At 42.5% G+C, this 20,691-nt stretch carries 17 protein-coding genes and 1 pseudogene; 11 read left to right on the forward strand and 7 right to left on the reverse strand.

The genetic code is table 11. From position 1 onward, the window contains the following. Window positions 1-17 precede the first annotated feature (17 nt). Together NI466_RS08250 and NI466_RS08255 are read right to left on the reverse strand one after the other, a co-directional pair. Window positions 18-615 (reverse strand): annotated as a pseudogene (locus NI466_RS08250) (phosphatase PAP2 family protein). 164 nt (window positions 616-779) lie between these two features. Next, window positions 780-1,484, reverse strand: coding sequence for an SIMPL domain-containing protein (locus NI466_RS08255; RefSeq protein WP_253173307.1), 705 nt, complete (start codon window positions 1,482-1,484; stop codon window positions 780-782). 475 nt (window positions 1,485-1,959) lie between these two features. On the opposite strand from NI466_RS08255, the gene NI466_RS08260 reads away from it, so the two are divergent. The 10 genes from NI466_RS08260 (at window position 1,960) to NI466_RS08305 (ending at window position 13,638) form a co-directional block, all read left to right on the forward strand. Continuing rightward, window positions 1,960-3,333 carry a diaminobutyrate--2-oxoglutarate transaminase gene (locus NI466_RS08260; protein WP_004279708.1) on the forward strand — a complete coding sequence of 458 codons (1,374 nt, stop codon included), beginning with the start codon at window positions 1,960-1,962 and terminating at the stop codon, window positions 3,331-3,333. 3 nt (window positions 3,334-3,336) lie between these two features. Beyond that, window positions 3,337-4,869, forward strand: a complete 1,533-nt coding sequence (locus tag NI466_RS08265) for a pyridoxal phosphate-dependent decarboxylase family protein (RefSeq protein ID WP_004646523.1) — start codon at window positions 3,337-3,339, stop codon at window positions 4,867-4,869. A gap of 173 nt (window positions 4,870-5,042) precedes the next feature. Then, a complete protein-coding gene (locus NI466_RS08270; protein ID WP_253173308.1) occupies window positions 5,043-6,392 on the forward strand; it encodes an MFS transporter in 1,350 nt (449 codons plus the stop codon). A 459-nt stretch (window positions 6,393-6,851) separates the two neighbouring features. Continuing rightward, window positions 6,852-7,883, forward strand: coding sequence for a substrate-binding domain-containing protein (locus NI466_RS08275; RefSeq protein WP_004279710.1), 1,032 nt, complete (start codon window positions 6,852-6,854; stop codon window positions 7,881-7,883). Window positions 7,884-7,987: 104 nt separating this feature from the next. Continuing rightward, window positions 7,988-9,367 (forward strand): phosphate ABC transporter permease subunit PstC, encoded by a 1,380-nt coding sequence (gene pstC / locus NI466_RS08280; RefSeq protein WP_253173309.1) that lies wholly within the window; start codon window positions 7,988-7,990, stop codon window positions 9,365-9,367. Beyond that, complete coding sequence (gene pstA / locus NI466_RS08285; RefSeq protein ID WP_253173310.1) at window positions 9,367-10,758, forward strand: phosphate ABC transporter permease PstA; 1,392 nt, start codon at window positions 9,367-9,369, stop codon at window positions 10,756-10,758. The genes pstC and pstA overlap by 1 nt, the downstream gene beginning before the upstream one ends. 13 nt (window positions 10,759-10,771) lie before the next feature. Continuing rightward, a complete protein-coding gene (gene pstB / locus NI466_RS08290; protein ID WP_004279716.1) occupies window positions 10,772-11,686 on the forward strand; it encodes a phosphate ABC transporter ATP-binding protein PstB in 915 nt (304 codons plus the stop codon). 151 nt (window positions 11,687-11,837) lie between these two features. Then, the gene (gene sohB, locus NI466_RS08295; protein ID WP_004279717.1) at window positions 11,838-12,800 is read left to right on the forward strand and encodes a protease SohB; all 963 of its coding nucleotides are present in this window, start codon (window positions 11,838-11,840) and stop codon (window positions 12,798-12,800) included. 109 nt (window positions 12,801-12,909) lie between these two features. Further along, a complete protein-coding gene (locus tag NI466_RS08300) occupies window positions 12,910-13,341 on the forward strand; it encodes a hypothetical protein (RefSeq protein WP_004279718.1) in 432 nt (143 codons plus the stop codon). Between the two features lie 57 nt (window positions 13,342-13,398). After that, window positions 13,399-13,638, forward strand: coding sequence for a hypothetical protein (locus NI466_RS08305; RefSeq protein ID WP_004279719.1), 240 nt, complete (start codon window positions 13,399-13,401; stop codon window positions 13,636-13,638). A gap of 73 nt (window positions 13,639-13,711) precedes the next feature. On the opposite strand, the gene NI466_RS08310 is transcribed toward NI466_RS08305, so the two are convergent. The 5 genes from NI466_RS08310 to NI466_RS08330 all read right to left on the reverse strand — a co-directional run bounded on the left by NI466_RS08310 (window position 13,712) and on the right by NI466_RS08330 (window position 18,254). Then, window positions 13,712-14,353, reverse strand: a complete 642-nt coding sequence (locus NI466_RS08310) for a DUF2238 domain-containing protein (RefSeq protein WP_253173311.1) — start codon at window positions 14,351-14,353, stop codon at window positions 13,712-13,714. 89 nt (window positions 14,354-14,442) lie between these two features. After that, complete coding sequence (gene purB / locus NI466_RS08315; RefSeq protein ID WP_253173312.1) at window positions 14,443-15,831, reverse strand: adenylosuccinate lyase; 1,389 nt, start codon at window positions 15,829-15,831, stop codon at window positions 14,443-14,445. 54 nt (window positions 15,832-15,885) lie between these two features. Further along, entirely contained in the window at window positions 15,886-16,617 is a 732-nt protein-coding gene (gene hflD, locus NI466_RS08320) for a high frequency lysogenization protein HflD (protein ID WP_005107369.1), read from the reverse strand. A 7-nt stretch (window positions 16,618-16,624) separates the two neighbouring features. Further along, window positions 16,625-17,764, reverse strand: coding sequence for a tRNA 2-thiouridine(34) synthase MnmA (gene mnmA, locus NI466_RS08325; RefSeq protein WP_004730087.1), 1,140 nt, complete (start codon window positions 17,762-17,764; stop codon window positions 16,625-16,627). Between the two features lie 4 nt (window positions 17,765-17,768). Next, a complete protein-coding gene (locus tag NI466_RS08330; RefSeq protein ID WP_253173313.1) occupies window positions 17,769-18,254 on the reverse strand; it encodes an NUDIX hydrolase in 486 nt (161 codons plus the stop codon). A 678-nt stretch (window positions 18,255-18,932) separates the two neighbouring features. On the opposite strand from NI466_RS08330, the gene NI466_RS08335 reads away from it, so the two are divergent. After that, on the forward strand, window positions 18,933-20,618 hold the full coding sequence (locus tag NI466_RS08335) for an acyltransferase family protein (protein ID WP_253173314.1): 1,686 nt from the start codon (window positions 18,933-18,935) through the stop codon (window positions 20,616-20,618). The last annotated feature ends 73 nt before the right edge of the window (window positions 20,619-20,691 follow it).

A 20,691-nucleotide genomic window follows, 5' to 3' on the forward strand; every position in this document is an offset into this window, starting at 1 on the left:
TGACATTTTAATTAGATTTATTTAATCCAGCCCATTCGAATTAAAGGCGAAAATAACCAATAATGAATACCCAAAATAAAGTTTATGATTTGATTCTCATATTTCCACCACAGCGGCAAGCCAGCTAAATTTACTATTATTGCCATCAGGAATGCACCCAGCATATCAATCGGAAAATGGACGCCGACATAAACACGCGACCATGCCACCAGCCAAGCTGTCCAGATTAGAATTCGTCCCAAGTCTCGCTGCGGTGAAAAATAATAGGCGAAGGCAATCCCACTAAAAATACTCATATGGTTGCTGGGAAAAAAACCAGTCGGTGCATGTTCAATCAGGGTGCGACCAACATCCATCACAAACGGGCGTGGGGTATTGAGTACCGCAGACAATACTTCACTCATCAATAATGTAATAGCTGTAAAGATGAAGGCTTTAATAATCCCTGTTTTTTACTTCGTAACTACCACGGAACCAGGCAATAGCAAAAATCAGCAAAAAAAGATAAACCAGGTCATGCGCAATCAGGGAGGCATAGTTGATCATCCAGATTGAGGCTTGGTCGGGTACATTTAAGATATGAAACAGCTGAAGGTTCAGTTGGTCAAGGGACATGAGCAGAGAGGACTGGAACAAATGTCCGTTACTCTAAACCGGTCAAGCCTCAATTCCTACCTGAGTTTGTATGAATTTGTAGCCTTGCTTTTTAAAGAATATTCACATGATAAAAAACCACTCAAAAGAGTGGTTCTTAAAAGTCCGAATAATATAATGAAGTCTTATTTAAACTGAATCGCCCCATTCGCACTGACCGTCATTTGCGATTCACCCGCCGCAACTTCCTGCTCAGGAACCGCCATATCAGCCGATGCAGATTTCATCATAGCCATACGCGGTACTGGCTGTGGTGAATAATTGTTAGTATTCAGGTTTAAATTCACCAGTTGATAACTCGCTTTATTCCAGGCTTGGGTCAGGGCTTGTGCACGTTGCTGGAAGTTTTTGCTGACTTCAATCATCAACTCATTTTCAACTTTCTTGCGCTTTTCGTCTGATACGTTAAAGTTAATCGACTGGGTCTGGAAGTGCTGCTGTAATTCAGCAATCAGTTGAGACGTTGCTTTGAAATCTTTCGATTCCAGACGAATCTGGGCGCGACCACGCCATTCTTTCAGTTTGCGGTTATCATTGTCATAAATCGGGTAAGTGCTTTGCGCACCTGTCTCGATTTTCACAGTTGGATATTTGCGTGCTGTGGCGATCGCCTGATTCATCAGCTGGTTAATTTGAGTGGCCAGTTCAGCCGGCTGTTTGTTGGATTTTTCAATATAAAGCACAGCATGCATTTCATCATTTGAGATTTCACGGCTTGCCTCTGCTGAAAGATTAACAACATTATAATTCAGAGATTCAGCAGGAGCTGCAAATGCGCCTGTGGCGAGGGTGCTGGCAAGGATCAAACTGGTAAGTGCTAAGAGACGCATGAAATTGTCCTGTTTTTCTTAAAATTGGCCATCTAAGCCGTTGTTAAAATATTAAATCTCAATTGTGATCTTTTTACGAAATATTTGTGGTAAGAGTGTTAAATCTTCTTTAATTTTATCTCATTATTTAATTTATATTTATTATTAATAATTAAATACTTAATGGGTAATTTTGAGATTGATTACTTGAATGTCGCCTGCGCTACAAAAAAGCATAAAAGAACACGCTTTTCTTTCTGCTGTCACACTGTAAGATGATGATTTAGGGGATGGATTAGCATGATGTTTTTTTTCGATAAAGATTAGGACAAAATGTGACTGAAAGTTGTTTATTTTCCTGAAAAATTCGGTATCATCCGCCTCCTAGTTATTCGAATACAAAACTGCTAGCTAGAACCTTTATAAAGCGCCGAGTCAAAGGACCAAACGTCACCAGACTTATTTCTTTCACCCATATCAGAGATGGTAATTCGATATGAGCGTTACTTCTGTAAACCCTGCCACCAATTCCACAAACGAATACTACTTGACTCGCCAAAGTCAGATGGAATCGAATGTGCGTAGTTATCCACGTAAATTACCGTTAGCGATAGCGAAAGCACAAGGTTGCTGGGTTACCGATGTTGAAGGTACTGAGTACCTTGATTGTTTAGCTGGGGCAGGGACGTTGGCATTAGGCCATAATCATCCTGCAGTCATTCAAAGTATCCAGGATACGATTGCAAGCGGTTTACCATTGCATACGCTGGATCTTACTACTCCTTTAAAAGATGCTTTTACTGAAGCACTTCTTTCTTATCTTCCAGGTGGCCAAGAAGAATACTGCTTGCAGTTCTGTGGTCCATCCGGTGCAGATGCAACAGAAGCTGCAATCAAACTGGCGAAAACCTTTACCGGTCGTAGCTCAGTGATCAGCTTCTCTGGCGGTTATCATGGTATGACTCACGGTGCATTGGCAATGACAGGTAACCTGTCTGCGAAAAATGCAGTGAACGGCTTGATGCCGGGTGTACAGTTCATGCCATACCCGCATGAATATCGTTGCCCATTGGGGCTTGGTGGTGAAGCCGGTGTTGATGCCCTGACTTACTACTTTGAAAACTTCATTGAAGATGTAGAAAGCGGTGTGACCAAACCTGCAGCTGTAATTCTTGAAGCAATTCAAGGTGAAGGCGGTGTGGTAACTGCGCCAGTAAAATGGTTGCAAAAAATCCGTGAAGTGACTGAAAAACACAACATCGTGTTGATTCTTGATGAAGTTCAGGCAGGCTTTGCGCGTTCAGGCAAAATGTTTGCATTCGAACATGCAGGGATTGAACCTGATGTCGTAGTGATGTCTAAAGCTGTAGGTGGTAGCTTACCGCTTGCCGTACTTGGTATTAAACGTAAGTTTGATGCTTGGCAGCCAGCAGGTCATACCGGTACTTTCCGTGGTAATCAATTGGCGATGGGTACAGGTCTTGCAACGATCAATACCATTAAAGAACAGAACCTGGCTCAAAATGCACAAGAGCGTGGTGATTTCCTGCAAGCTGAACTTAAAAAACTGGCTACTGAATTCCCGTGTATCGGTAACGTGCGTGGCCGTGGTCTGATGATCGGCGTTGAAATCGTAGATGAGCGCAAAGATGCGGATCATATGGGTTCTTTACCTGCTGATGGTCAGTTGGCTGCAGCGATCCAAACCGCTTGTTTCAACAATAAATTATTGCTTGAGAAAGGTGGTCGTAACGGTACAGTGATTCGTTTACTTTGCCCGTTGATCATTACTCAAGACGAATGTGTTGAAGTGATTGCTCGTTTCAAAAAATCGGTTGCTGAAGCACTAGTTGCAGTTCGAGGCGCATAATTCATGGTAGATTTCGCAGAACATCGTAAAGCGTTACTCTGCAATGATGCTGCATCCATTGCTGACTATCAGGCTGGCATGGACCAAGCGACCAAAGCGGTTGCGGCATGGTTGCAAAACGACAAAATGTACACTGGCGGCAGCATTAACGAGCTACGCAGTGCGATTGCATTTAATCCTTCAAAAGAAGGTTTGGGTGTAGAAAAATCTCTTGAGCGTATGGTTGAGCTATTCCTCAACAAGAGCTTAAAAGTACATCATCCACATTCACTTGCGCATCTTCACTGTCCAACAATGGTGACCAGTCAGATCGCGGAAGTGCTGATTAACGCAACCAACCAGTCAATGGACTCATGGGATCAAAGCCCGGCCGGTTCGTTGATGGAAGTTCAGCTGATTGACTGGTTACGTCAAAAAGTGGGCTATGGTGCAGGTCAGGCCGGTGTATTCACTTCTGGTGGGACACAGTCTAACTTGATGGGCGTATTGCTGGCGCGTGATGCTTGCATTGCGAAAAACTGGAAAGACGAAAACGGTAATCCGTGGTCGGTTCAGCGCGATGGTATTCCTGCGGATGCGATGCATAATGTCAAAGTCATCTGTTCTGAAAATGCACATTTCTCTGTGCAAAAGAACATGGCGATGATGGGCATGGGCTTCCAGTCAGTGGTCACTGTTCCTGTGAATGAAAATGCACAGATGGACGTAGACGCGCTGGAAAAAACCATGACGCACCTTCAGTCTGAAGGCAAGATAGTGGCATGTGTGGTAGCGACTGCGGGTACAACGGATGCTGGCGCGATTGATCCATTGAAAGCAATTCGTGAAATCACCAATAAATATGGCGCGTGGATGCACATCGATGCGGCATGGGGTGGTGCACTGATTCTATCCAATGACTATCGTTCTATGCTGGACGGGATTGAGCTGTCGGATTCGATCACGCTTGATTTCCATAAGCATTATTTCCAAACCATTTCTTGTGGCGCGTTCCTGCTGAAAGATGAAGCGAATTACCGTTTCATGCATTATGAAGCAGAGTATCTGAACTCCGCTTATGATGAAGAGCATGGCGTTCCTAACCTGGTATCGAAGTCACTACAAACGACGCGTCGTTTTGATGCATTGAAATTGTGGATGACTGTAGAAGCATTAGGTGAAGAGCTTTATGGTTCGATGATCGATCATGGTGTAGGCTTAACACGTGATGTGGCAGACTACATTAAAGCAACTGACGGTTTAGAGCTTCTGCTTGAGCCTCAATTTGCCTCTGTACTGTTCCGTGTGGTTCCAGCGGGCTATCCGGTTGAATTACTCGATACGCTTAACCAAAACGTAGCAGACGAACTGTTTGCACGTGGTGAAGCGAACATTGGTGTAACGAAAGTTGGTCAGGTTCAGTCTCTGAAAATGACCACTTTAAGCCCAGTTGCAACACTTGATAACGTGAAGAACTTGCTGGCGCTAGTGCTTGCAGAAGCGGATCGTATCAAAGATTCAATCGCTGACGGTACTTATACGCCACCCATTGCATAAGTGATGGTGGTGTGAAAAAAGGAGATCGAAATGATCTCCTTTTTTTATAATTAAATTTCGGTTTTAGATGCCAGGATCAAACTAGCTCCAATATATAAATATACCTTTTAAGTCTTTGCTGCGTGTTTTTCAAAATTATAAGCTATTCAAAATAAAATGGAAAACTCGGGAATATGGAGCAAAATATACAAGAAAAATCACTCATCAAAACAGTGATTGATCAAGGAATTTCTAAATATCAGTGGATGGTCATTGCACTTTGTTTTCTGATCGCATTATTTGATGGTTTTGATACCCAAGCTGTTGCATTTACCGCACCAGCCTTGCTAGTACACTTTGATTTAGAAACAGGCGCATTAGCACCGATTTTAACTGCAGGTATCGTAGGAATGACGATAGGTGCAATGCTCTTAGGACTGGTAGGGGATAAATTAGGACGTCGAAAAACATTAATCATCTGTACGGCCATTTTTTCTCTAGCCACTATATTTATTGCGTATGCGACGAATGTTGATCAAATATTAGTATTGAGATTTATTGCCGGATTAGGGATGGGCGGGGCGACACCTGTGTTGCTTGCATTGGCTGCTGAATATTCTCCGCAACGTTTCAAAGGCACAGTTACCACAGGCGTGTTGTTAGCCTTGCCAGCAGGAGCGATGTTAGGTGGTTTACTGGCTGCCAAGATTTTGCCAGTGCTAGGTTGGCAAGGGATTTATTTGATTGGCGGTGGATTCCCGCTGCTATTATTGTTTGTCATGTATTTCTTGTTGCCTGAATCTTTGGAATATTTAGCGCAAAACAATAAAAGTTCCTCTTTGAGATCAATTCAAAAAATTCTCAATAAAATTTCTCCGGGAATTGGCGAGATTAGAACTAAAGACCTACTTCAGCCAAATAATACACAACAACAAAAAGCCAAGTTAGCGATCTTGTTTCAAAATAATTTGGCTCGTACTACCATTGGCGTATGGGGTACTTATTTCTTTAACTGGATTGTCTGGTTTATGTTGTTATCGTGGTTGCCGACTGTATTGAAACAGGCAGGATTGGCACCGGAAAATGCGCCTTACGCATCGGTTACAGTAAATGCTGCCTTTATCTTATTTGCTTTGCCATTAGCTTATTGGCTACCTAAAGTAAATACAGCTAAAATTCTCACTTTTATGCTAATTACAGGATTGGTGATCGTCGCTGGTTTAGGTTTATTTATTGAAAGTAATCAGTGGGGCTATATCTTCGCTTTGATTGCATTGGCAGGATTTGGAATTGGTGGTCAGCAATTGGCTTTGAATTACCTGGTGGTCGCTGCATATCCAACTCAAGTTCGTGCAACTGCAACAGGATGGGCAATTGGAATGGGACGTATGGGTGCAATTGTAGGATCAGCCATTGGCGGAATTGTACTCACGCAATATGGTGTTTCAGGTTATTTTTATGCGCTCGGCGTACCTTTAGTATTCGCTCTTTGCTGCGTATTCCTGATTAAATATCGTATTCCACAGGTTCTGATAGATGCATAATATTTTTGTATGTAGTTAGATTGAAATTCTGTATTTAAATAAAAAGGAGATCGAAAGATCTCCTTTTTTTTGTGAGCTTAAAAAACAAAAAGGTCATTTCCCAGATCGAAATTCACCACAAAAACACCGAAGATTTGAATCCTGTTTAGCCTGTTATTTATTTGTCATAGGCTTATGTAAAACTGGGGAGCAGGATTTATCCTGAGTTCAGTTTTATAAAAATTGTTACATGTCATTGGTCTAAAATTTTTTAATGAAGTGAATGACAAAAAGAACTTAATCATTGAAATCCATAAAAATTTAATCAAGAAAAAACCGCTAGATGAAAAATCACTAAATCGTAATAAAGCTGTAACTTATCTGTCATATTCTAAAATCAAAATGCAGGTATCGAAAGAAGTACAAAACTGAATAAAAAGTGGTGTACTCCAAATTTGCATAAATGAGAGAGATACTAGAATGCGCTTTACAAATATAGCTTTAGCATTAGCAGTAACCGGGGCAACTGCTGTAACGACTGCACACGCAGCACGTGACACCATTCAAATCGCAGGTTCTTCAACTGTACTTCCATATGCCAGTATCGTGGCAGAAGAATTCGGTAATACTTTTCCACAGTTTAAAACACCAGTTGTCGGTTCTGGCGGTTCTTCAGGTGGTTTAAAGCAGTTCTGTAATGGCGTGGGTGATAACACGATTGATATCGCAAACTCTTCTCGTCAAATCAAGAGTACAGAGCTGGCAGAATGTAAAAAGAATGGCGTTAACCAAGTCCTAGAAATCAAAATTGGTTATGACGGTATTGTGTTTGCATCGAATGCAAACAAAGCGGCTTATAAACTGCGTCCACAACATGTCTTCGCTGCACTTGCTGCACAACTTCCATCAAATGGCAAAATGGTCGCTAACCCGTACACGCGTTGGAACCAAATTGACAAAGCACTTCCAAATGAACCGATCACCCTGGTAATTCCTGCTTCGAATCATGGTACGCGCGAAGTCTTCCAGGAGAAAATGGTGGATGCAGGTTGTGAAACGTATGCTGCAATTAAGTCTCTAGACAAAGATGCCAAGAAAAAAGCCTGTACGACATTCCGTAAAGATGGCCGTGTGGTTGAGATTGCCGGTGACTATACCGAAACATTGGCACGTTTAAAAACTTCTCCAAGTGCCGTAGGTGTGTTTGGGCTAGGTTTCTATGACCAGAACCGTGACCGTCTACGTGTTGCCACAGTGAACAATGTAGCGCCTTCTGAAAAGACCATCTTGAATGGTGCTTATCCGGTATCACGCCCATTGTTCTTCTACGTAAAAGGCGAGCATTTGAAATCGATCAAAGGCTTACCGCAGTTCACAGAATACTTCCTGAACAAGAAAGTATCTGGCAAAGGCTCTAAGCTGGAAAAAGCAGGTCTGATTTCAATGTCTGATAAAGAACGTGCAGCAGTCCTGGCAAATTTCAAGGCTGGTAAAGCGGTTGTTGTGAAGTAATAAATGATTTTGAAAACGCTGGTGGTAGGGTCAACCTACCATCGGCTTTTTGCGATAAACAAGTTTTTTCAAACCATGAAAATTGAAAAAACAGTGGAGAATACATGAATCTGCTACTTATAGGTGTGTTATTGGCCATCATGGCCATAGCCTATCAAATCGGATTAAGTAAAAGCCGTAGCTTAGCAGGTAAGGGAAGCAATTCTGCAAACTTACACTCGCGTCCCGGATATTATGGTGCCCTGGTTGCACTATGGTGTGGTATCCCTGCGTTTTTAATTTTGATTGTTTGGAATATGGTGGAACCCACTTTTCTGGAGCAGGTGGTACTCAACCATTTGCCAGAAAATGTTTCGGCCAGTCTGGATCCGGCAAGTTTGAGTGTTGTGATTGATCGCGTTCAGGCACTTGCCTCAGGTTTTGGGGTTAGTGATACACCTGCAGCCTATGAAGTTGCAGCGGCAGAGCAGTTGGCTAAATTCTCGACCATTGGTACGTTTGCGAAACTGGCAGTGGTAATTTCGGCTGCACTAGCTGGTCTGGTCTGGGCAAAGAAACATATTAGCCAAGAATTCCGTGCGCGTAACCAAGTCGAAAAAATGATGAATATCGGCCTGGCATTATGTTCGGGTGTGGCGATTCTGACCACTCTCGGGATTGTGATGTCGATGTTTGGCGAGGCAATGCGTTTCTTCAGCTTCGTCAGCCCACTGGATTTCTTCTTTGGTACCCAATGGAACCCAGGGTTTAGCACCTCTGGCAGTGCTGAAGGCAGTTATGGTTTATTGCCACTGTTATGGGGCACACTTATGGTCAGCGGAATCGCACTTCTAGTTGCGGTTCCAGTAGGTCTGATGATTGCGATCTATCTGGCAGAATATGCTTCCCCGCGATTCCGCTCTTGGGCAAAACCTACGATTGAAGTGCTGGCGGGTATTCCTACGATTGTCTATGGTGTCTTTGCCTTGATGATCATCGGTCCATTCCTTAAAAGTATGGGTGCTCTGGTCGGACTCGAAATTAATGCCACCAGCGCGCTGACCGCCGGTCTGGTCATGGGCATCATGATTATCCCGTTCGTATCTTCTTTGTCAGACGACATCATCACTCAGGTGCCGCGTGCCTTACGTGATGGTTCTTTGGGTCTGGGTGCGACCAAATCTGAAACGATTCGTCAGGTGGTTTTACCGGCAGCCTTACCGGGCATTATTGGTGCGTTCCTGTTGGCAGCATCGCGTGCGATTGGTGAAACCATGATCGTGGTCCTTGCAGCCGGGAACAGCCCGCAGCTGCATGCCAATCCGCTTGAAGCCGTATCTACGGTCACGATTACCATCGTGAATCAGCTAACTGGCGATACTGATTTTGCTAGTCCGCAAGCACTGGTGGCCTTTGCGCTAGGACTGACGCTATTCGTCATTACCTTAGGTTTGAACATTGTTGCACTGATCATTGTGCGTAAATATCGTGAGCAATACGACTAATGAGTACTTCAAATACAACGCCTGTGGATCAGCGTATTGATCCATCCGTCGCTAACGAGCTGCGTGAAAAGCGTAAGAAGACCATTCAAAGCTCTTTAGCAGGACGCCACCGTAAAGAAAAAGCGTTCCGTTTGTTTGGTTTTTCTGCGGTATTGGCCGGTTTATTTTTTGTGGTATTGCTCTTCGGTAGTATTTTGTCCAAAGGTTTACCTGCATTCTGGCAAAGCAGCATGAGTTTGCCGATTCATTTCGATCCTGCCATTGTGGATATCGGTCCAAAACCGAAGCCAGCTGCAGGAGAATCTCCGGCGCAGTTTGAAGATCGCTTTATCGCATGGCAGACCGAAGTCGGAATGGTGGATTGGGATGCGTTGATTATCAATGGTATGATCGCCAAAGACAGCAAGCTGGAAAGCCAGCGTGATGAACTGGGTTCTTTATATACCAGTTCTGAGGCGTACCGCTTGCGTGACATGGTCATGAATGATCCGAGTCTGGTCGGCCAAAGTAAAGACGTGAAAATTCTGGCAGATGCCAATGTTGATGTCTGGCTAGCGGGAAATATTGACCGTGATCTTCCTGATGAACAGCAGCAGCTCAGTCCAGAAATCCGTCAGGTGGCGGACGAGATGAAAGCCTCAGGTGTGATTGAAAACAGTTTCAATACTAATATTTTCACCAGTCCTGACTCACGCAGTTCACCGGCAACTTCTGGTCTGGCAGGCGCTTTCATGGGCTCACTGTTTATGATGATGATCGTGATCTTTATCTCGATTCCAATCGGGGTAGCATCTGCGATCTATCTGGAAGAGTTTGCACCGAAGAACTGGATTACTGATGTGGTTGAAGTCAACATCAACAACCTGGCAGCAGTTCCATCCATTGTATTTGGTTTGCTCGGCGCAGCGATCTTCATTGGCTGGATGCATATGCCACTGTCAGCGCCTTTGGTCGGTGGTCTGGTTCTAAGTTTGATGACTTTACCAACGGTGATCATTACCACACGTGCATCACTTAAAGCTGTACCGCCTTCGATTCGTCAGGCCGCTTTGGGACTCGGTGCTTCCCGTATCCAGACCGTATTCCATCATGTCTTGCCTTTGGCTTTACCGGGCATTTTGACGGGTGCAATTATCGGGGTTGCACAAGCTTTGGGTGAAACCGCACCATTGTTATTAATCGGGATGAGTGCTTTTGTTGCCAGCGTTCCAGCCACACCATTTGATCAGTCAACGGCTTTACCTGTACAGATTTTCTTATGGCAAGGCAATGAATTGCGTAACTTCTTTGAAGGGCGTACCGCAGCAGCAATTATTGTACTTCTGGCCATGATGATCAGCTTGAACAGTCTGGCCATCTGGTTACGTAAGAAATTTGAAGTCCGTTGGTAATAGGGGCAGAATCATGAACACAACTGTTATTCAAAATTCCTTAAAAAAGGATCAAATCGTGAATCCACAACAGACACAATTCACCTCGGATGAGGCGACTCAAAAGCCGGCAACTCCGTTTGTTTCCCAGTTCGATACGCAAAGCAGCAGCAAAAAAGATGCGAAGTCGACGAATGTGAAACTTAGTACTTCTGATGTGCATGTGTACTATGGTGAAGCGGAAGCGATTAAAGGCATTGACCTGAACATTTATGAAAATGAAGTGATTGCTTTTATTGGGCCATCAGGCTGTGGTAAATCGACTTTTCTGCGTACCTTAAACCGCATGAACGATACCATTGATAGCTGCCGTGTAACCGGTAAAGTGATGCTGGACAATCAGGATATTTATGATCCAAACCTGGATGTGGTCTTGCTACGTGCACAGGTTGGTATGGTTTTCCAGAAGCCAAACCCATTTCCGAAATCAATCTTCGATAATGTCTCCTATGGCCCAAAACTGCATGGTTTGGCGCGTGACAAGTACGATCTTGAAGAAATTGTCGAAGGCAGCTTGCGTAAAGCCGGTCTGTGGGAAGAAGTGAAAGATCGTTTGAATCAACCGGGAACAGGTTTGTCAGGTGGTCAGCAGCAACGTCTGTGTATCGCACGTACCATTGCAGTCAGTCCAGAAGTAATTTTGATGGATGAACCGTGTTCGGCACTCGATCCCATTGCAACCGCCAAAGTGGAAGAGCTGATTTCTGAGCTATCTACGCAATATACCATCGCGATCGTAACTCACTCCATGCAACAGGCAGCACGTGTATCGGATCGTACTGCGTATTTCCATTTGGGTGATCTGATAGAAGTCAACTCGACTGAAAAAGTCTTTACCCAGCCGGATCATCAGTTGACTGAAGCCTATATTACAGGGCGTTTCGGTTAATCCGATCTCTAGAATAAGAGCCGTAAGGCTCTTTTTTTATAGGTGAAACAGATGGTGATAATCGTAATAATTCTCGAAATAAAGTTGAAAAAAACCGAAATTGACCTAATCTAAAGGAATAAATCCGAATTAAATAGAGAATAGATTTTTTATGTTATTTCATACTCCGAAACTGTCCGCTGAAATCCGTATTAGTCATCTCAATGCGCGTATCAATGAACAACGAAAAAAAATAGCGCAAACTACTGGCTCTAAACTGGAACTTTTACAGTTATCGCAACAACTGTCAAAAGAAGCGCGTGCACGTAAGAAAACCAATCAAAAAATCTATGTGCTCGATTTTAAAGGCGATATGGCGGCTTCTGCGGTAGAAGGTTTGCGTGAAGAAATCACTTTGATTCTGGCTACAGCTAAGGCCGGTCGTGACCGTGTGGTGGTGCGTCTGGAAAGTCCGGGCGGCATGGTCCATGGTTATGGACTTGCAGCAGCTCAACTGGTACGTTTACGCGAGGCAGGTTTTCATCTAACCATCTGTGTCGATAAAGTAGCTGCTAGTGGCGGTTATATGATGGCGTGTATTGCCAATGAGATTATTTCTGCACCATTCGCGATTGTCGGTTCAATTGGTGTGGTTGCTCAGGTACCCAACTTTAATCGTCTACTGAAAGATAATAAAATCGACTTTGAGCTCTATACCGCAGGACAGTACAAACGTACCGTGACTATGTTTGGTGAAAATACCGAAGAGGGTAAGGCTAAGTTTGAAGAAGAATTACAGCAAACCCATGCTTTATTCAAACATTTTGTTGAGAAGTATCGCCCGCAGCTGAATATTGAAAAAGTGGCCACTGGTGAGCATTGGTATGGTCGGGATGCGCTGGATCTAAATCTGGTGGATAAACTGCAAACCTCAGATGAATACCTGCTCAACTTGTTGACCCAACATGATATCTATTCCATCCAGACCCGCAAGAAACCAACTTTGGGTGAAAAACTCGGCCTGCAAGCAGCGCAAATTGCTGATTCACTGATACCCACTGTCATGAATAACGTTATGGAAAGCTTAAGTAAAGCAAACGCAAATCTGGTGCAAATACGTGATCCAAAACTTTAATCCAATTGATCTTGAATGAATTTTAAAGCTCACTTCGGTGGGCTTTTTTATTTTTTGAAATCATATTGTTGTGATATAAGTGGAGTACTCTGATTGAGTCTAGGCTCATATGCTCACGTTTATTTTGTTGCTTGGGTTTTTTAGTATCGTATTTATTCCGATGTTATGTATGCTTTATTCTGAAGCAAAATTAACTCAGGATAATTCTAAGAAGGTTTTGTTTTGGCTGAGTTTTCTACCCGGCGTTTGTATCTTTCTGCTGTATAGCTTTCTAAAGCCCAATGATCCACCTGTTATTCCATCGAAAGAATGTGGCGTTGTGCAGTTTTATCAGATGCATAAAGTTCGAGGTGGTAACGAATTTGAACGTGTGAGTATTCGCTTTGATGGCGCTCAATATAGTCGGCATTTATTCTTCGATAAGCATCTGGATAAAATCCCTCAAGGCCAAAAGGCCTGCTTTGAATATCTAGATAAGTTCAAATATCCACATTTGTCAGAATCTAAGTTTGTTCAATGGATTGAACCGAATGAAATGTAAACCATCACTGAAACTAATCAGATAAAATAAAGCATATTTTATTGTTAGAGCAGAAACATGGCTATAGCTGAAGCATTTCTTGCGACGCAAAATTGTTATTTTAATTATGAATTTGAAGAACTTTATTTAGAGAATGATTTTCCTGAGGAGTTATCTGTGTCACTGCGTGGCATAATGTTCCTTCATGAGATTCAATATCCTGATGCAACCTATTTCATTTATTACAGTGAGATGTTGACGGGGAATGAACTGCAAAAAATGAAGGATGATTGGATGCGATATTGCCCATATTCTTAATTGAAGAATATGAACGTAATTAAATGCGTCATCCAAAACTTTAATTCAGTTGATCTTGAATGAATTTCAAAGCTCACTTCGGTGAGCTTTTTTGATTTTTCGGTATCAATTGCAGCCCGCCTGTTATCGCTGCACCAATCGTAGCAAGCAAGATGTCTTTGTGCGCATCCCAGATATCACCTTGTTGTCCATTATAGTTTTCAGCTTCCTCAGGAGATAAACCAATGGCGATCAACCATTCCAGCCACTCATAGATCATGCTGCTGGCCACCACAAACTGAATCACCAGCAGGGAAATGACCACAGGTTTTTGCTGCGGCAACCAGACCTGAAACAGCCGGTAAAAAACTGGATAAAGTAATAATCCGTAGGCCAGATGGACAAAACGGTCGAACATATTGCGTGACCAGTGCATGGTTTCATTCAGATTAAAGCCAAACATCTGCTCGATCCACTGGTTATAGGGCACATAAGAATATAGATAGTGTGCAGCAATTACATGAACAATCAGAAACAGAATATATAAATTAAAACTTAAAAAATTCAGCCCAATTTTATACAGACAGAGCAGTAGCATGATGATCATGAAAACTGTGCCTGCCTGATGCAAGAGATACGCTTCCAGTTCTAAAGGACGAATACTGGCAAGCAGAATCGCCAGAATTAAAATGCCCAGGCTCGCATAATGTTTGGCGGAAAGTCGATGCTCAATCATGTCGTTATTATGAAATATCTTTTTTAGAATAGAACACATTATAAATAAAAAGGCGAAGCCTGAGCTTCGCCTTTTCGTCTTATTGCAAATTAGATTTTTGCAATCAGCTCAGCTACCTGTTTAGCTTGATCAGCAGCATTACCTGTATATGATGAAGGTGTCATTTCCGCTAAACGCGCACGGTCAGCAGCAGGAACAGCTTCCAACTCGTTACCATTTACGAAATCTACCATCATGTCGCGAGTCATGGCTTGACCACGAGTAAGCGCTTTTAGTTTTTCGTACGGTTTTTCAACGTTGTAACGACGCATTACAGTTTGAATAGGCTCAGCCAATACTTCTTGAGCATTGTCCAAGTCTTCATTGATACGTGCAGCGTTCAACTCCAGTTTGCCAATACCTTTAGAGCAAGCTTCAAAAGCAATTAAGCTTTGCGCAAAACCAACACCCATGTTGCGAAGCACAGTAGAGTCAGTCAGGTCACGCTGCCAGCGAGAAATTGGCAGTTTTTCGCCAAGGTGTGCAAGTACAGCATTTGCAATACCCAAGTTACCTTCAGAGTTTTCAAAGTCGATCGGGTTAACTTTGTGCGGCATGGTTGAAGAGCCGACTTCACCTTCTTTCAGTTTTTGCTTGAAGAAGCCAAGAGAGATATAGCCCCAAACGTCACGGTTAAAATCGATCAGAATAGTGTTGAAACGACGCAACGCATCAAACAGTTCAGCCATGTAATCGTGTGGCTCGATTTGAGTGGTGTACGGGTTGAAGTCTAGACCCAAAGACTCTACAAATGCTTGTGAATGCGCAGGCCAGTTGATGTCTGGGTAAGCAGAGTAGTGCGCATTGTAGTTACCGACTGCACCATTGATTTTGCCCAGTAGCTCAACATTTTTGAACTGTTTGATTTGGCGTGCAAGACGGTAAGCCACGTTCGCCATTTCTTTACCCAAAGTCGTCGGGCTTGCAGTTTGACCATGAGTACGTGACAACATTGGCTGGTCTGCATGCTTTTCAGAAAGCGCAACGATTGAATCAATGATTTGCTGCATGGATGCAACCAGTACATCACGACCACTCTTTAACATGAGGGCATGTGACAGGTTGTTAATATCTTCAGATGTACATGCAAAGTGAATGAATTCACCGGCATTTTTAAGTTCTTCGATACCAGCGATTTTTTCTTTCAGGAAATACTCAACCGCTTTAACGTCGTGGTTGGTGGTGCGTTCGATCTCTTTGATGCGATTGGCATCATCTTCAGAAAAATCGCTCACAATCGCATCAAGCGCTGCATTAGTTTCGCCTGAAAACGCCGGTACTTCAGTAATTTCCGGATGGTTTGCAAGCGCTTGTAACCAACGCACTTCAACAGTCACACGAGCATGGATTAAACCAAACTCAGAAAGAAAGGGACGTAGAGCATCACATTTGCTCGCGTAACGTCCATCTAATGGAGAAAGTGCAGTTAAAGCGTTCATATCGATTCCTTAGATTTTGGAATTAAACGTAAAACGAAACACGTGCAGCATCAGTTAAACCACCTGAAACTGTAAACGCGCTAGATTCTGAATATCTTGTAGCAACTTGCGTTTGCCAAATACCATGCCCCAAGAGCTGCCACCGAGCTGACGCCACAGGTGTGCCATTTGCAAACCGGTAAATAAGGACGCACGAATGCGGTTGGTGTGTCCAGCATCCTTAAAGGCTTCGGCATTGCCACGTACCATAATGCGCGGATTAATCTGTCCGGCAGTATCGACATAGGTTTGAGCGAGATTGGCAATGATGCTGGGGTGTAGGTAATTATTATCAAAGAAAGAAAGCTGTCTGAGAATTTTCTGTTGGGACTGTTCAATAATTTCAACAAATTTGGGATTGCTATAGACCTTCTTTTCTAACTGAAGAAGTGCCATCGCATAGCTCATGGGAAGTTTGGTGCTAGAAAGTTTTGGAATTCTGGATTTTGGAGAAGTATTGAAGGGTTGAATGATGCTGCTTTCTAATGTTTTTAAACCTAAGGAAATATCGGCCAGTTGATTAAAAAAGTCGAGGGTCTGGGCATTCTGATTGCTGCCGGGACGGATATTGAGACTGGCTCTAATCAGCTGTTCAAAATAAAAGTTACCACTTTCACCAATGCTTTGCTGCCCCGTCAATGCGGTCATATGGGTTAGCTGGGTAGCCTGAAAGACACCCGCTAATGCCAAAGCACGATTTTGACGAGTATTCAACGTTGTGGCTGGTTGAAATGGTAACTCCGTCATGCCGAATTCATCCTTTTATAAAATCAGGTTTAGGTGCATTGGTATGATGAATCACACCACCCCCTAAACAAACTTCACCTGAATAGAACACCACGCTTTGACCCGGGGTCACTGCACGTTGAGGTTCATCAAACTCAACACGAACACCATTCGGTGATTCTGAATCTTGATACACAGTACATGCTTGATCAGTCTGACGGTAACGGGTTTTGGCAGTACAGCGGAAACCTGTTTCAGGAATATCCTGCTCACCTGCGACCCAGTCAATTGCTTCAGACCAGAGCATAGTGCTCTGCATGAGTGGGTGTTCATGGCCTTGACCGACCACCAGACGATTGCCTTCGATATCTTTATGCAATACGAACCAGGCACCTTCAGCAACGCCTTTCATACCGCCAATACCAATACCACCGCGTTGACCGAGCGTATAGTACATTAAGCCGTGATGATCACCAACCTCTTTACCGTCTTCCAGTACGATTTTTCCGGGTTGAGCGGGTAAATATTGCTTCAAGAAGTCATTAAAACGACGTTCACCAATAAAACAGATCCCAGTCGAGTCTTTTTTCTTGGCCGTAACCAGATCTAATTCTTCTGCAATTTTACGGACTTGTGGCTTTTCAATTTCACCAACAGGGAACAGGGTCTTATTAATTTCACGACCATGAACCGCATGCAGGAAATAAGTCTGGTCTTTGTTATTGTCCACACCACGCAATAAAGGTGCATATTCTTCACCACGTGAGTTGGTCATGGTTTCACCACGACGGCAATAATGACCCGTCGCAATAAAATCTGCACCCAGATTTACTGCGTGATCGAGAAAGGCACGAAATTTAATTTCTTTATTACATAAAATGTCTGGGTTTGGCGTACGGCCAGCTGCATATTCCGCCAGGAAATGTTCGAATACGCGATCCCAATATTCCATGGCAAAGTTTGCGGTATGCAGTTTAATGCCGATTTTGTCGCAAACGGCTTGTGCATCGGCAAGATCCTCCATCGCCGTGCAATATTCTGTGCCGTCATCTTCTTCCCAGTTTTTCATGAAAAGACCTTCAACCTGATAACCTTGTTGAAGTAAAAGGGCAGCAGAAACAGATGAATCTACACCACCTGACATACCGACGATGACACGTTGTTGCATAGGATTAGGCATCCAAATTTGAAATTAAGGGAGAATTTTGGTGCTCGTAAATGAGCGATAAAGGGTATTTTTGACCTGAAAGTGCATCTTGCACGGCTTTAATCACCAATGGACTACGCGCACGAGCAGATTCAATCAGTTCATCGAGCGTCATCCAGACTGCGCCGACAATATCTGTATCTAAAGTGGCATTCGGATCATAGTCGATGGAATTGGCCAAGAAACAGAAACGGTAATAGGTACGATCCGGGAACATCGGTGGAGTATAGGTATATATACCTAATAAGTGTTTTACTTCCACCCTATGACCTGTTTCTTCCATGGTTTCACGAATTGCAGCTTCAATAATGGTTTCACCGCATTCAACATGACCCGCAGGCTGATTAAACACAGTATGGGTTACACCTTCTGTATGTTCTTCTACAAACAGGAATTTTCCGTCTTTTTCAACGACAGTTGCGACAGTGACATGAGCAGTCCAAGCGGTCATAAAGCAGCACCATGGAAAAGGATGCACTATTGTATAAAATTTTAGGGTGTGTGGCTATGTTGAGAGCAGGTTTCTTTAAGTGACTTAATGCATTAATGAACAATCAACCAATGAAAATCATGGTATTTTTGATTAATGAATTACAGAGAAAATAAATGCTGAAGTTATCATTTTAGAACTGGAAAAACGCACATAAAAATAGTATAGCGGGGGCTGTTAATATTTTTTTTAGGACTTGTAGAGATGCTGATGGGGATCAGGGGCTTGATTTCCAAAACAATTATTTAAAGTAATGAGGTCTATAACTGAAAGTTGATATATCAGATAGTTATACCCTTTATAGCATGACGAAACAGCCTAAATTAGCTAGATAAGTGATGAGGTTAGTCTTAAAAGTATTCTGAATGATACGTTCAAATATTTTATAGAGTTATGTGTCTAGCCTATTGACTTCAAACAAGACAAGTTTGAAGATAAGAAGGTTAAGTAAATATCAATCAATTTTTAAAAAGAAGAAAAATAACCGAATATAATTAAAAAGTTAAGAGATATTATAAACCTTCTATTATTGTCTAACTTTTTAACTGCATTCTGATTTAATGCAAAGTTTTCTTCATCATGCATCAAAAAATAAACTTATAAACCCAACATTAAAAAAAATATTTTGAGCAGGTTGACATGATGACACCGCCAAATTCAAATATTGGTTTTCGATTAGATATTAATGGTCTGCGTGCCTATGCGGTATTAATGGTCTTGTTTTTTCACTTCAAAATTCCAGGGTTTAATGCAGGATTTTTGGGTGTAGACATATTTTTTGTCATTTCAGGGTTTCTGATGACCGCACTCATTTGTAGCAGTCTTGAAAAAAACAATTTCAAATTATTTGATTTTTATATGGCACGGATAAGACGGATTTTTCCTGCCCTAATGATACTTATTATTATTTTGCTGGTTTTAGGGTGGTTTTGGTTACCCTTACCTGACTATATGTTTTTAGGCACGCAGTCGAGTAGCGCTCTGTCTTTTAACTCTAATCTTTATTATTGGCGTACTTCTAATTACTTTGATGGCACTGCTCATGAAAAATGGTTATTACATACCTGGACATTGGGTATTGAGTTTCAATTTTATCTACTATTACCTATTTACTTGTTACTACTGACAAAAATTAAATCGGAACGCCGTACCTTATTATACGGATTGTGTTTTGCATTTCTGGTGTCTCTACTTTTAAGCATCGCGATATCTCATTCGAAACCCGTAGCTTCCTTTTATTTACTGCCTGTTCGAGGCTGGGAGTTCGTTTCTGGTGGATTGGTTTATTTAGCTGCGAAAGAATTTCCACAATTACAAAGATTTGCCAAGATGTACTTTGTAGTGGGAGGTTTTTTATTGGTATTGGCCATGTTGGTCATTCATAAGGGGTTGGTTTGGCCTTCTGCTTGGGCGGCGTTACCAGTACTAGGTACAGCACTGGTTATATTGTCACAACAGAAAGACTCCATGTTAACCACACACCCTGTTGCACAATGGTTGGGAGATCGTTCATATTCGATTTACTTGTGGCATTGGCCGGTTGTGGTCAGCTTGTATTTTGGTAGTGTGCAAGATGATCTGAACTGGATACTATTTGGTTTGGTGCTTAGTCTGATACTGGGGCATCTTTCCTATTTATTGGTTGAAATACCCTCACGCCAATTTTTAACGAAATTTCGTCTTTCCAGACAAGCTATAGTCATCTTTGGTTTTGGTTTGCTTGCGAGTTTATCTGCAATCGCGATCAGTGCCAAACTACTTCCCTTTGAAGAAATTCGATTACCTAAAATTGTAGAGATTGCTGCTGCAGAAACATGGGATATAGATCCTAGACGTGAAGAGTGTAATGCCTCTCATGACAAAATAGGGTCGCCAAGTTGTGTGTATGGAAAAGAAAAAATTTTAGCAATTTTAATGGGCGATAGCCATGCATCAGCAGTAGCAAGTTCTTTGGGCACAGCAGCCTCTCACTTTAACTCAGGTGTGATTTCCTGGTTTATGGATAGCTGTCCTACACTGGATGGTATTCGATATATAGATCATAAAGAGTACAGTGCAGATTCATGTGATCTTTTAAATCAATGGGCAAATGACGAATTAAAAAAATATCCTAACATTCCGCTAGTTTTGGTCAGTCGTACTTCAGAATATGTCAAAGGTGTGAATGAGCCTGACCAATCGGAACGGTCTAAACTAGCACCAGTCTACTTCAGTAAAAAATATCTTTATAATGATGATAAGCAGTTTATAAAGGAATTTTCCCAAGTTTTAGTTGATACAGGCTTTGTTGCACAAAGATTTGAAATACAAAGCGCCCCTAATTGAGCCAAATTTAAGGCGTAACTTGGGTAAGTGGTCGACCTAATTCCGTAAATCTGTTGAGGACTGCTACACGTGC

It is taken from the genome of Acinetobacter lwoffii (genome assembly GCF_024129595.1).
Classification (GTDB): domain Bacteria; phylum Pseudomonadota; class Gammaproteobacteria; order Pseudomonadales; family Moraxellaceae; genus Acinetobacter; species Acinetobacter lwoffii_O.